The 12,334-nt window shown below is 73.1% G+C and carries 12 protein-coding genes; 1 reads left to right on the top strand and 11 read right to left on the bottom strand.

The genetic code is table 11. The features are described from left to right. Positions 1-163: 163 nt before the first annotated feature. From leuC to D3272_RS21540, 9 genes are all read right to left on the bottom strand, one after another. A complete protein-coding gene (gene leuC, locus D3272_RS21580; RefSeq protein WP_129221282.1) occupies positions 164-1,588 on the bottom strand; it encodes a 3-isopropylmalate dehydratase large subunit in 1,425 nt (474 codons plus the stop codon). Between the two features lie 179 nt (positions 1,589-1,767). Further along, positions 1,768-2,202, bottom strand: a complete 435-nt coding sequence (gene rplS, locus D3272_RS21575; RefSeq protein ID WP_129221281.1) for a 50S ribosomal protein L19 — start codon at positions 2,200-2,202, stop codon at positions 1,768-1,770. 97 nt (positions 2,203-2,299) lie between these two features. After that, positions 2,300-3,565, bottom strand: a complete 1,266-nt coding sequence (locus tag D3272_RS21570; protein WP_129221280.1) for an MFS transporter — start codon at positions 3,563-3,565, stop codon at positions 2,300-2,302. Continuing rightward, positions 3,562-4,797 carry an MFS transporter gene (locus D3272_RS21565; protein WP_129221279.1) on the bottom strand — a complete coding sequence of 412 codons (1,236 nt, stop codon included), beginning with the start codon at positions 4,795-4,797 and terminating at the stop codon, positions 3,562-3,564. The genes D3272_RS21570 and D3272_RS21565 overlap by 4 nt, the downstream gene beginning before the upstream one ends. 151 nt (positions 4,798-4,948) lie before the next feature. Further along, positions 4,949-5,248, bottom strand: coding sequence for a cupin domain-containing protein (locus tag D3272_RS21560; RefSeq protein WP_129221278.1), 300 nt, complete (start codon positions 5,246-5,248; stop codon positions 4,949-4,951). Positions 5,249-5,258: 10 nt separating this feature from the next. Continuing rightward, complete coding sequence (locus D3272_RS21555; RefSeq protein WP_129221277.1) at positions 5,259-6,713, bottom strand: MFS transporter; 1,455 nt, start codon at positions 6,711-6,713, stop codon at positions 5,259-5,261. A gap of 52 nt (positions 6,714-6,765) precedes the next feature. Beyond that, entirely contained in the window at positions 6,766-8,016 is a 1,251-nt protein-coding gene (locus tag D3272_RS21550; RefSeq protein WP_245496716.1) for an MFS transporter, read from the bottom strand. A 61-nt stretch (positions 8,017-8,077) separates the two neighbouring features. Then, the gene (locus D3272_RS21545) at positions 8,078-8,671 is read right to left on the bottom strand and encodes a DNA-3-methyladenine glycosylase (RefSeq protein WP_129221276.1); all 594 of its coding nucleotides are present in this window, start codon (positions 8,669-8,671) and stop codon (positions 8,078-8,080) included. An 8-nt stretch (positions 8,672-8,679) separates the two neighbouring features. Then, entirely contained in the window at positions 8,680-9,507 is an 828-nt protein-coding gene (locus tag D3272_RS21540; RefSeq protein ID WP_129221275.1) for a carbon-nitrogen hydrolase family protein, read from the bottom strand. Positions 9,508-9,704: 197 nt separating this feature from the next. Between D3272_RS21540 and D3272_RS21535 the strand changes: the two genes are divergently transcribed. Beyond that, positions 9,705-11,174 (top strand): exopolysaccharide biosynthesis polyprenyl glycosylphosphotransferase, encoded by a 1,470-nt coding sequence (locus D3272_RS21535; RefSeq protein ID WP_129221274.1) that lies wholly within the window; start codon positions 9,705-9,707, stop codon positions 11,172-11,174. Between the two features lie 11 nt (positions 11,175-11,185). Here the strand turns inward: D3272_RS21535 and D3272_RS21530 are convergent, their stop codons facing one another. Together D3272_RS21530 and D3272_RS21525 are read right to left on the bottom strand one after the other, a co-directional pair. Further along, on the bottom strand, positions 11,186-12,160 hold the full coding sequence (locus tag D3272_RS21530; protein WP_281010990.1) for a tyrosine recombinase: 975 nt from the start codon (positions 12,158-12,160) through the stop codon (positions 11,186-11,188). After that, positions 12,157-12,309 carry a histidine kinase gene (locus D3272_RS21525; RefSeq protein ID WP_129221273.1) on the bottom strand — a complete coding sequence of 51 codons (153 nt, stop codon included), beginning with the start codon at positions 12,307-12,309 and terminating at the stop codon, positions 12,157-12,159. The genes D3272_RS21530 and D3272_RS21525 overlap by 4 nt, the downstream gene beginning before the upstream one ends. Positions 12,310-12,334 lie beyond the last annotated feature (25 nt).

Below are 12,334 nucleotides of genomic sequence, written 5' to 3'. Positions count from 1 at the left end.
CGACGACGCCCGCCCGGCGGGGCCGGGCGGGCGTCGGGCTGGATCATCGCCCGGTGCGGGCGACATCAGGATCTGTGGACGATGCGGACCTGGGCCCGAAGGCCCCTGGAAGCGGCGAGACACGTCTCGCCGCTTCCAGGGGAGGGGCTTCATCCGCGGAGGCTCAGTCCGCCATCTCGCGCACGTCGACGAAATGCCCCGCGATGGCGGCGGCGGCCGCCATGGCGGGCGACACGAGGTGGCTGCGGCCCTTGTGGCCCTGCCGGCCCTCGAAGTTGCGGTTCGAGGTCGTGGCGCAGCGCTCGTAGGGGCTGAGCTTGTCGGGGTTCATGCCGAGGCACATGGAGCAGCCCGGCTCGCGCCAGTCGAAGCCCGCCTCCTTGAAGATCCGATCGAGCCCCTCGCGCTCGGCCTGGAGCTTCACCAGCCCCGAACCCGGCACGATCATGGCGCTGATCGACGATGCGACGCGCTTGCCCTCGACGATCCTGGCGACGGCGCGCAGGTCCTCGATCCGGCCGTTGGTGCAGGAGCCGATGAAGATGCGGTCGATCTGCAGGTCGGTGATGCGCTCGCCGCCCTTGAGGCCCATGTAGTCGAGCGCGCGGCGCATCGTGGCGCGCTTGGTCTCGTCCGCCACCGCGTCGGGGCTCGGCACCGTGCCGGCGACCGAGACCACGTCCTGCGGGCTGGTGCCCCAGGACACGATGGGGGGCAGGGCGGCGGCGTCGAGCCGGACGACTTTGTCGAAATGCGCACCCTCGTCGGACTTCAGCGTCCGCCAGTAGCGCAGGGCCGCGTCCCAGGTCTCGCCCGTGGGGGATTTGGGGCGGCCCTCGAGGTAGGCGAAGGTCGTCTCGTCGGGGGCTACCAGGCCGGCGCGGGCGCCGCCCTCGATCGACATGTTGCAGATCGTCATGCGGCCTTCCATCGACAGCGCGCGGATGGCCTCGCCCGCATATTCGATGACGTAGCCGGTGCCGCCCGCCGTGCCGATCTCGCCGATGATGGCGAGGATGATGTCCTTGGCGGTGACGCCGGGCGGCAGTTGCCCGTTCACCTCCACCAGCATGTTCTTGGCCTTGGCCTGGATCAGCGTCTGGGTGGCGAGCACGTGCTCGACCTCCGACGTGCCGATGCCGTGCGCCAGCGCCCCGAAGGCGCCGTGGGTCGAGGTGTGGCTGTCGCCGCACACGATGGTGGTGCCGGGCAGGGTGAAGCCCTGTTCGGGCCCGATGATGTGGACGATGCCCTGCCGGCTGTCGAACTGGTCGAAATATTCGATGCCGAACTCGCGCACGTTCTCGGCGAGCGTCTCGACCTGCAGGCGCGACTCGGGCTCCTTGATGCCGCCGCGGCGGTCGGTCGTCTGGATGTTGTGGTCGACGACGGCCAGGGTGCGGCTCGGCGAGCGCACGCGACGCCCCGCCATGCGCAGGCCCTCGAAGGCCTGCGGGCTCGTCACCTCGTGGACGAGGTGGCGGTCGATGTAGAGCAGGCAGGTGCCGTCGGGCTGACGGTCGACGACGTGGTCGTCCCAGATCTTGTCGTAGAGAGTGCGGGGTCCCCGCGCGGCAGTCTCAACCATCGTCCCATCCCTCGGCGCCCGTCCGGCCCTCTCGGCCGGCGGCACGGGCTCGCGTTCGAAGCTGCCCACGGCCGGAGGAGCCGACGGTGGGCCGGAGCCGCTCGCCGGACGGCGAGCGGCCGGGCAGGCCGGTCTCGGATCTGCCCGGCCGGTCGCCGATCGATATGTAGGAGGCCGGCTTACTCGGCGGCAGTGGCCTTGGCGTTCTTCTCGTTCTTCTGCTTCGCCTTGGCGAGGTTCTTGGCTTTGGCGGCGGTGTCGACGCGCTCGGCGATACGGGCCGACTTGCCGCGACGGTCGCGCAGGTAATAGAGCTTGGCGCGACGCACCTTGCCGCGGCGGACCACCTTGATGGAATCGATGTTCGGCGAGTAGACCGGGAAGACGCGCTCGACGCCCTCGCCGTAGGAGATCTTGCGGACCGTGAAGGACTCCTGCAGGCCGCCGCCCGTGCGGGCGATGACGACGCCCTCGTAGGCCTGCACGCGGCTGCGCTCGCCTTCCTTCACCTTCACGTTCACCACGACGGTGTCGCCGGGCTGGAACTCCGGAATAGTCTTGCCGGCGGAAACGCGCTGCGCCTCTTCGGCGTCGAGAATCGCGAGAATGTCCATGGTGTCGGGTCCTTCGCCGGTCGCAGCATCGAGGCTGCAGCGTTTCGGCTCGCTGTTGTGAGTTGAGCGCGCCTCCTACAACGCATGGCGCCGCTTGTCACCCGTTTTCGCGCGGCTTCGGCCCGGCGGGCGCCTCGGCGGCGAGCCCCCTGGCGAAGGGCAGCGCCATGGCGCAGAGCGCCGCCATGGCCCAGAAGGCCCGGAGCCCGACGGCGCCGTAGAGGTAGCCGGACGCGAAGGTCAGCACCGCCGAGGCGGTGCCGAGCGCGAAGGTGCCGTAGACCGATTGCGCCGTGGCGGAAAGCCGGTCCGGGACCGCCGCCCCGATGACCCGCATGGCGGCGAGATGCAGCAGCGCGAAGGTCAGGCCGTGCAGCGACTGGACGGCGACGAGGGCCGGCAGGGCGCTGGTGGCCCCCATCACGCCCCAGCGCAGCATGCCGGCCGCGGCCGACAGGCTCGCCGCCCCCGCGGCACCGAGCCGGTCGATGAGCCAGGGGCCGAGCAGGAAGAACACCAGGACCTCCGCCACGACCGATTCCGACCACAGCAGGCTCACCACGGTGCCGTCGTAGCCGGCGTCCCGCCAGGTGATGACGGCGAAGGCGTCGTTGAGGGCGTGGCTGCCGATGACGAGGCTGACCACGACGAGCAGCGTCCGGTAGGCCGGGATGGCCAGCAGCCTCCCGAAGGCCCCGGATCCGCCGCTGGAGCCGGCCGCACCGGCGGAGCCGGCCGCGGGCTCGGTCCGGTCCCCCTCCGGCTCGGCCGGGGCCGCCACCCGGGCGGCGCAGGGCGCCATGAGCAGGAACAGCGCGGAACTCGCCACGATGATGCAGGCGAGGCCGAAGCGGTCGACGAGCTGGCCCGAGGCCAGCGTGCCTCCGACGAAGGCCGCCGAACCCGCCCCCCTGACCCAGCCGTAGCGGAAGCCGCGCGGGCCCGCCGCGGCCGGCACCGCCAGGGCGTCGCACAGGGGCGCGAGCGGCGCCGTCACGGCCGAATGGGCGAGGCAGACGGCGAGCAGCGGCAGGAGCCCGTAGGCGCCGAGATAGGCGGTGCCGACGAGGCCCGACAGGCCCGCGGCGGCGGCCAGGACGCCGCGGCGCGCCCCGAGCCGGTCGGCGAGGCGGCCCGCCGCCGGCCCCGCCAGGATGCGCACCACGGTTCCGGCGGCCAGCACGGTGCCGATGCTCTGGACCGGCAGGGCATGGGCCTGGAAGAAGGCCGGCAGGTAGGCCGATTCCGTCCCATAGGCGGCGTAGAGCGCGCCGTAGAGCAGCAGGAAGGCCGGCAGCGCGGCCGCGGCGCGGCGCGGCGCCGCCCCGCTGCGCGGGCCCGTCCCGCCTTGCCGGGCCGTCATGTCCCGCCCTTCGCGCCTTCCGGCACGGCCTCGCCCGCGCCGGCATCGCCGCCCTGACCCGCGGCGTCGCTCCGCCGGGCGAGCCGCCAGCCGACGATCCAGCCCGCCAGCCCGAGCAGCGCGACCCCGCCCAGCGTGGCGAAGGCGGCCGGGAAGCCCGCGAACTGCGCCACGAGGCCGGCCAGCACCGGGCTCAGCGCGGCTCCGGCCCCGTAGGCCGTCATGACGCCGCCGAGGCCTGCGTTGGTGTGGCCGGACTCCGACATGACGTCGATGACCAGCGCCGGGATGGCGACCCCGGCGAAGCCCATGGCGAGGCCTTCCAGCACCTCGACGAGGCCGATCATCGGCAGGGCCTGGCTCCACACCAGCAGGCCCGCCCGCACCACCACGAGGGCGAGCGCCGCCGCCAGCACGGCGACGTTGCCGAAGCGCGCCGCCAAGCGCGGCACGAGGGCTGCGGCGCCCACCATCACGACCTGCACCGTCACCGTCATGGCGCCCGTCGTGAGGCTCGGGTCGTGGCCGGACTTCACCAGCGCCTGGGCCAGGAAGGGCAGCATGGCGCCGCTCGACGTCATGAAGGCGAAGGCGGCGAAGCCCAGCATCAGCAGCGGCCGGCTGCCGAACAGGGCCCGGACAGCGGAGCGCGACCCCGGATCGCCGCCGCGCGCGGCCTCGTGGTCGATGGTGGCGGGATCGATGCGCGACACGACCGCGCCGGTGGCGGCCGCCATGACACCGATGGCCAGCGCCACCCAGCCGAGGCCCAGCCAGTAGCCGAGGGCGGCCGAGAGCGCGGCGTTCACGGCATTGCCGCCGTGGTTGAAGGTCTCGTTGCGGGCGACCTGGGCCGGGTAGCGGGAGCGTCCCACGATGCCGAGCGTCAGGGCCGAGACGAGCGGCGCCAGGCTGGTGTCGGCGATCCCGATCAGCACCTGGCCGATCGCCACCACCCACAGCGACTGGGTCAGCACGATCAGCACGGCTCCCGCCGCGATCATCGCCACGGCGAGGCCGACGGCGCCCCGCTTCACCTCGATCCGGTCGACGAGGGCGCTGAGCGGCGTCGTGGCGACCACGCCGGCGAGCCCGGCGAGGCTCATGGCGAAGCCGGTGCTGGCGGGGTCGAAACCCTGGTGCTGGAGATATACCCCCAGGAAGGGGCCGAACCCTTCGCGGGCTCCCGCCATGGCGAAGTTCAGGGCTTCGAGCCCCATCGGCAGATGCATCCGGCCTCCATCCCGCGCCCGCGGTCCCGCGCGGGCCGGACCGGGCCCCCACGGGAGCTACATATGGCGAACCCGCCGCAGCGGCACCGGGGACGCCTGCGGCGGATGGCGCCCGCGGCCGTGGCGGATGGCGCCCGCGGCGGGCCGTGGCTCAGCCCTTGTGCTCGACCTCGACGAAGCTCATCGGGGCTTCGCCGCCGTTCATCACGTCGTGGCGGACCCCGGCGGGGCGCGAATAGGCGGCGCCGGCCTCGAGCACGACGCGCGCCGGCTCCCCCGTCCCCGCATCGACCAGCATGGTGCCGGCCGTGACCATGACGATGGCGTAGGGCATGGCGTGTTCGTGCCAGCCCGTGGTGGCGCCGGGCGTGAAGTCCCAGCGCGTGATCCTCACCCGGTCGTCGTCCGCCAGCACGGTGGGGACCGCCGGGACCGTGCAGGTGAAGGCCATGATGAACTCCTCAGCGGGAAATGTCTTCGAGCGGCCGGTCGAGCGTGCGGGGGCCGAACACCCCGATCGCCAGCACCACGACCGCCATGGCGCCCGCGATGAAGACGAAGACGGCCCCGACGCCCTCGCGTGCCAGCAGCGCCGAGATGATGAGCCCGGCGAAGGCGCCCGACAGGCGGCTCCACGAATAGACGAAGCCCACCGCCCGGGCCCGCACTCGGGTCGGGAACAGCTCCGCCTGGTAGCCGTGGAACGCGAACGACATCCAGTTGTTCGACAGCGTCACGGCGACGCCGAGCGCGATCACGGCGTAGAAGCCCGCCGCCTGCGAGAACAGCAGCCCGAAGACGGCGGCCGCGATGGCGGCGGCGCAGATCTGCCACTTGCGCTCCATGCGGTCGGCGACGAGCAGGCCGAGCAGCGGGCCGAAGGGGTTGGAGACCGCGATGGTGAAGGAATATTGCAGGCTCTTGGTGACGTCGATGCCCTTGGCGATGAGCAGCGACGGCACCCAGGCGGCGAAGCCGTAGAAGCCGATGGTTTGGCAGAACTGGAACGCCGACAGCATCAGCGTGCGGCTGCGGTAGGGGGGGCGCCAGATCTCGGCGAAGCTGGCGCGGCTTTCGGGGGCGGGCGGGACGAAGGGCGCCACCACCGGGGGCAGCGTGCGGCCGGTGTCGCGTTCGGCGGCCCGCTCCAGGCGACGCACGATCCGTTCCGCGGCATCGACCCGGCCCTGGCGGGCGAGCCAGCGGGCCGATTCCGGCACGCCTCGCCGGATGAACCACACGAAGACCGCCCCGAGCGTGCCGACCAGCACCACCCAGCGCCAGCCGTCGACGCCGAGGGGCGCCTCCGGCACCAGCCGCCAGGCGAGCAGCGCCACCAGCGGCACGGCCAGAAAGGTGACGACCTGGTTCAGCGCATAGGCGCGGCCGCGGACCGATGCCGGCACGATCTCGGCGATGTAGGTGTCCACCGTGACGAGCTCCATGCCGAGCCCGATGCCGGTCACGAAGCGCCACAGGTCGACGCCGAAACCCGTGGTCTGCAGCGCCAGGACCAACGTGCTCAGCGAGTACCAGACGAGCGACCAGGTGAAGACGGCGCGCCGCCCGAACCGGTCCGCCACGCCGCCGAAGGCCGTGGTGCCGACCCAGAGCCCGGCGAAGGTGGCGAAGACGAAGGTGCCGAAGCCCGTGACGCCGATGCCCGCCAGGGCGTTGAAGGGGCCGAGGCTTTCGGGCGTGAACAGCCCGCCGCGCGTCATGCCGGGCGCCACGTAGGCGGTGACGAAGAGGTCGTAATATTCGAAGATCGCACCGGCGGAGAGCAGCGCCACCATGGTCCAGAGCGAGCGCGTGGCCGGCAGCCTGTCGAGCCGCGCCGCGACCGACGCGACGGCGGCGGCCTGCGTCGCGGCGTCATCGACCGCACCGGCCGCCTTCAGCCCGGCATGCGCCATCCCGATCCCTCCCGAACCCCGCCGTCGCGATTCGCCGCGATCGCGCCCAGGTCTAACCCGGCGCCCGCACCTTGGCGAGGTCGTCGACATCGCGCAGCGCGGGAAACAGGCGGGACCAGAGGAGCGCCACCGCCACGGTGCCGAGCCCGCCCAGCACCACGGCCGGCACGGTGCCGAGCAGCGAGGCCGTGACGCCGGACTCGAACTCGCCGAGCTGGTTCGACGTGCCGACGAACATGGAGTTCACCGCCGACACCCGCCCCCGCATGGCGTCGGGGGTCTGGAGCTGCACCAGCGAGGAGCGCACCACCATGGACAGCACGTCGGCGGCGCCCAGCACCGCCAGGGCGACGAGCGAGAGCGGGAAGGAGGTCGACAGGCCGAAGGCCACGGTGGCGAGGCCGAAGAGGCCCACGGCCAGGAACATCTTGGCGCCGGCCCGGTGCTTCAGCGGGTGGCGGGCCAGCGCGAAGGAGGTGAGGAGGGCCCCCACGGCCGGCGCGGCGCGCAGCACCCCGAGCCCCACCGGGGTCGTGTGCAGGATGTCGCGGGCATAGACGGGCAGGAGCGCCGTGGCGCCGCCGAGCAGCACGGCGAAGAGGTCGAGCGAGATGGCGCCCAGCACGATGCGATGGTGGCGGATGTAGGTGAAGCCCGACAGCAGCGTGGCGAGGCTCGGCGGCTCCCGCGCGGGCGGGGCGCGCTCGAGCCGGATGCCGCCGACGAGCAGGCTGGCCAGCGCGAAGACGAGCGCGATCGCGCCGTAGGCCAGCGTGGGACCGGCGATGTAGAGCGCGCCCCCGATGGCCGGGCCGAGGATCGTGGCGGTCTGGATCGCCGAGGCCGAGAGCGCGAAGGCGGAGGGCAGGGATTCGGTCGGCACGACGCCCGGCAGCAGCGCCGACACGGTGGGGCTTTCGAAGGTGCGGGCTGCCCCGATCACCGCCACGGCGGCGAAGATGCCGTGGGCCCCGAGCCAGCCCTGGACGCTGCCGAGCGCCAGGGCGGCGGCGGCGACGGCCTGGACGGCCTGGCACACCCGCACGACGGAACGCCGGTCGTATTGGTCGGCGACGTGGCCGGCCGGGATGGTCAGCAGCAGCATGGGGATGAACTGCATGAGGCCGATGAGGCCGAGCTGCAGCGTCGAGCCCGTGAGGGTGAAGATCTGCCAGCCCACCACGACCGCCACGATCTGGAAGGCCGCGGTCGACAGGGTCCGGGCCAGCCAGAAGCGCAGGAAGGCGGGCTGGCGCAGCAGGGGCGGGATTTGGGACGGGATGGGCTGCGGGGAAGCGGACAAGACGGCGGGGATCCTCGGGGGCGGGGTCCCCTTGTAAGCCCGGGCCTCCGCCCCGCGGCGCTTAAAATTTTGTTTCAGCGGCGTCCGGCCGCGGAAAGGGCCGGCTGAGGAAGCGCGACCCGGCGAGGCCGAAGCGCCAGGGCACGTCGGCGTTGCGGCTGATGCCGATCCGCGGGCCCGCGACGAGGGCCGGCGTGGCCGCCCGGGGCAGGAGCGCGAAGGGCGGGGCGCCGAGCGGCAGGCCGTCATGCGAGGCGTCGAGGCCCAGGGCCTGGCACAGGCGCCCGGGCCCGGCGCAGAGGCGGCGCGGGTCGTCGAGCTTGCGCCGGGCCCGCATGACGTCCAGCCCCCGGGTGGGCTCCAGCGCCCGGACCAGCACGGCGCAGCCCGGCTCCTCGCCGCCCACCACGTTGAAGCACCAGTGGATGCCGTAGGACCGGTACACGTAGGCGTGCCCCGCGGGGCCGAACATGGCGCGGTTGCGCGGCGTCGGGCCCTTGACCGAGTGGGACGCGGGGTCGTGGCGCCCGTAGGCCTCGGTCTCGACCACGATGCCGCCGACGCCGTCGAGCAGCAGCGTCATGCCGATGAGGTCGCGGGCGAGGTCGAGGACGGGGCGGGCGAAGGGAAGGGACTCGACCGGCCTGCGCGCCAAGCTCCCCCTCACCCCCGCGGCATGTCCACCCGGTGGCGCGCCACCGGGATCATGGCCCGCACCCGGTCGACCCGGGCGGGCTCGACGCGCCCCGCCGCGATGCCGACGCCGTCGCTGGCCCGGGCCGTGACGAGGCCCCAGGGGTCGACCAGCAGCGAATGGCCGTAGGTGGCGCGGGCTTCGCCGGCCTGGCGGAAACTCCCGGTTTGGGCCGCGGCGGCCACGTAGCATTCGGTTTCGATGGCGCGGGCCCGCAGCAGCACCTCCCAATGGTCCTTGCCGGTCTGCAGCGTGAAGGCGGCCGGCACGGCGATGAGCTGCGCGCCGCGGTCCATCAGGGCCTGGTAGAGGAAGGGGAAGCGCATGTCGTAGCAGATGGAGCATCCCACCGTGACGCCCTCGCAATCGTAGGTCACGACGGCGTCGCCCGGCTTGAACGAGGCGCTTTCCCGGTATTCGGTTCCGTCCGGCGCCGTGATGTCGAAGAGGTGGATCTTGCGATAGCGCGCCACCTCGCGCCCTTGCCGGTCGAACGCCACCGTGGTGTTGCCGATGCGCTCCTCGCCGGGCAGGCGCTCCAGCATGGAGCCCGCATGGATGAAGACCCCGTGGCGGGCCGCGAGGTCCCGCACGGTCCGGTAGGCCTCGCCGTCCGGGAACGGCTCCGCGGCGGCGAGCTTGCGCTCGCGGGTGCCGCCCAGGAAGTCGAAACATTCCGGCAGCAGCACCCAGTCGGGGCGCTCCTCGGCGACCGCACGGCCGACGAGATCCGCCACCTGCTGCAAGTTGGCGGCGCGGTCGTCGCCCGAGTTCATCTGGATCAGCGCGATCTTCATGTCGGGCTCCGTCCCGCTGCCTGTCCCATACCAACACGCCGTCGCGCCGCCCGGCAAGCCCGGCCTGCCGATCCGGCCCGTTTCGGGACGGAATCACACCAGAGCTTGGGGCACGACGATTGCAACCCGGCGATGCAGCCCTCCCGGGACGGACCTCCCGTCCGAACTGGGACCGGGTCCATCGTCAGGGGGCCGTCTTGAACCGCATTGCCGTCCCGTTCGCGCTGCCGCCCGCCCCGTCGCGCCGCCGCGCATCGGCGCGGGGCGGGCGTCACGCCTGGGTCAGCCGCTTCACGGCCAGCACGGCGACGACCCGCCTGGGCTTCACGGCGCTGGCGACGGGCCTCGATGCGGTCGCGATCCTGGCGGCGGCCGCCGCCATGGGCCGGCTGCTGGGCCACGGGTCGGGCGGGTTCAACGACCTCGTGCTCGGCGTCACGGTGGCGATGTTCTATATCCTGCCCGGGATCCTGCGGACCGATTACGCCATCACGCGCTATCTGTCCCACAAGGGGCACGTCAGGCACACGCTGAGCCTGTGGAGCGTGGCCGTCACGGGAGCCGTCGTGCTGGCCTTCCTCACCAAGACCAGCGACGCCTTCTCGCGCTCCGCCTCGCTCGGCCTCGCCGTCGCCGGATACGGCGCCCTGCTCGCCGTCCGCGGCCTGCTGGTGGCGGGGCTGCAGAGCCGGGTCACGGCGGGCCGCCTGGCGTCCCGCCACATCTTCCTCGTGGGCGACGAGGAGATGATCCGCGCCTTCTCGGACCGCCACAGGCTGCATCAGACGGGGCTGCGCATCGTCGGGGCGGCCGTGCTGCGGCCGGGCGACGAGAACCGCGCCGACGACCTCGTGCTGGCGGCGGCCTCGGCGCGGGTGCTGCGGCCCGACGACATCTATATCCTCGTGCCCTGGGCCGAGCGCGAGCGGCTCGAGGCCTGCATCGACACGTTCATGGGCCTGCCGGCCACCATCCAGCTCGCCCCCGAGCGCTTCCTCGACCAGTTCGACGACCTCCACGTCGTCCGCAACGGCTCGGTGGCGTCCATCCACCTGGTGCGGCGGCCGCTGTCCTCCAGCGAGGTGCTGGCCAAGCGCGCGCTCGACCTCGTGGTGGCTTCGGCGGCGCTGGCCCTGCTGGCGCCGGTCTTCGCCGTGGTGGCGCTGCTCATCCGGCGCGAAGGCGGCGGGCCGGTGTTCTTCGTGCAGCGGCGCTACGGCTTCAACCAGGAGCCGTTCGGCATCTACAAGTTCCGCTCGATGCGGGCCATGGAGGACGGGCGCGCGGTGCGCCAGGCCACGGCCGGGGACAGCCGCATCACGCGGGTCGGCCGGTTCCTGCGCCGCACCAACATCGACGAGCTGCCGCAGCTCATCAACGTGCTGCGGGGCGAGATGTCGCTGGTCGGGCCGCGGCCCCACGCCATGGCGCACGACCAGGCCTTCGAGCGCGACGTGGCGCTCTACGCCCGGCGCCACAACGTCCGGCCCGGCATCACGGGCTGGGCCCAGGTGAACGGCTGGCGCGGCGAGACCGACACGCCCGAGAAGGTCGTGGGCCGCGTCGAGCACGACCTCTACTACATCGACAATTGGTCGCTGCTGCTCGACATCTCGATCATGGTCAGGACGGTGGTGTCGCGGAAGGCCTACCGCAACGCCCGGTGAGCGCCGGCCCGTCAGGCGGCGTTCAGCGGGTGCAGGTCCCGCACCATGGCCTTGGTGCGCTCGTCGAGCACGTGGGTGTAGATCTGGGTCGTCGAGATGTCGGCATGGCCGAGCAGCTCCTGGACGACGCGCAGGTCGGCCCCGTTCTGCAGGAGGTGGCTGGCGAAGGCGTGGCGCAGCACGTGCGGGCTGACCCGCGCCGCCGCGATGCCCGCCGCCGCCGCCACGGCCTTGAGGTCGCGCGCGAAGGCCTGGCGGGTCATGAAGCCCTGCTCGCTGTCGGCCGGGAACAGCCAGGCGCCCGCATCGAGCGCCGCCGCCCGGCCCGCCGTCTTGGCGGCCGCGCGGTAGAGCGCGACGGCGCGGCGGGCGGGGTCGGAGAGCGGGACCAGCCGCTCGCACCCGCCCTTGCCGCGGATCGTCAGGGTGTCGCCCTTTCCGGCGGCGGCGCGGGCCGCCGCGCGGGGCAGCGCCACCAGCTCCGACACGCGCAGCCCCGTGGCGTAGAGGAGTTCCAGCAGGCAGTTCATGCGGGCGCTGCGCCAGCGCGCGACCGGGTCGCCGTCGGGGTCTTCGAGCCCGGCACGCGCCGCCGCGAGCAGGCGCTCGACCTCCTCCGGGCCCAGGACCTTGGGCAGCGGCCGGCCCCGGCGCGGCCCCTCCAGCACCGTCGTGGGGTCGGTGGGTCGATGCCCCTCGGCGAAGAGGAAGCGGTGGAACTGCCGCACGGCCGACAGGCGCCGCGCCGCCGAGGCCGGCTTCAGCCCGTCGCGCTCGAGCTTGGCGAGGTAGTCCCGCACCCGGGCGGTTTCGGCCCGCGCCGGGTGGTCGGCGTGGGCGGCGAGGAAGCCGAGATAGTCGGCGAGGTCGCGCCCGTAGGCGTCGAGCGTGTTCTTCGCGGCGCCGCGCTCGGCCGCGATCATGTCGAGGAACAGGTCGCGCAACGCCGCGGGCGCGGGGGCGTGGGAGAGCGGGGGCGCCGTCACGACTTCGGCGGGTTCAGCTTGGCGGCGGGGATGGCCTGCTCCATCGGTCGGGTCACGGGCTGGACGGAGGCGACGAGCGCCAGCATGGCGCCGTAGGCCAGGGCCGCCAGAACCGCCACGACGATCAGGAAACGGAAGAAGCTCGGCATGGACTCCGCGACTTGTGACGGCCCG

The sequence above is a fragment of the Lichenibacterium ramalinae genome (assembly GCF_004137085.1).
Lineage (GTDB): Bacteria > Pseudomonadota > Alphaproteobacteria > Rhizobiales > Beijerinckiaceae > Lichenihabitans > Lichenihabitans ramalinae.
Note: the sequence above shows the minus strand (reverse complement) of the source record. Positions and strands in the feature narration are given on the sequence as shown.

Excerpts from the sequence above, each read along its gene's own strand:
- leuC (WP_129221282.1), bottom strand. The coding sequence starts at position 1,588 with ATGGTTGAGACTGCCGCGCGGGGACCCCGCACTCTCTACGACAAGATC.
- rplS (WP_129221281.1), bottom strand. The coding sequence starts at position 2,202 with ATGGACATTCTCGCGATTCTCGACGCCGAAGAGGCGCAGCGCGTTTCC.
- D3272_RS21570 (WP_129221280.1), bottom strand. The coding sequence starts at position 3,565 with ATGACGGCCCGGCAAGGCGGGACGGGCCCGCGCAGCGGGGCGGCGCCG.
- D3272_RS21565 (WP_129221279.1), bottom strand. The coding sequence starts at position 4,797 with ATGCATCTGCCGATGGGGCTCGAAGCCCTGAACTTCGCCATGGCGGGA.
- D3272_RS21560 (WP_129221278.1), bottom strand. The coding sequence starts at position 5,248 with ATGGCCTTCACCTGCACGGTCCCGGCGGTCCCCACCGTGCTGGCGGAC.
- D3272_RS21555 (WP_129221277.1), bottom strand. The coding sequence starts at position 6,713 with ATGGCGCATGCCGGGCTGAAGGCGGCCGGTGCGGTCGATGACGCCGCG.
- D3272_RS21540 (WP_129221275.1), bottom strand. The coding sequence starts at position 9,507 with ATGAAGATCGCGCTGATCCAGATGAACTCGGGCGACGACCGCGCCGCC.
- D3272_RS21525 (WP_129221273.1), bottom strand. The coding sequence starts at position 12,309 with ATGCCGAGCTTCTTCCGTTTCCTGATCGTCGTGGCGGTTCTGGCGGCC.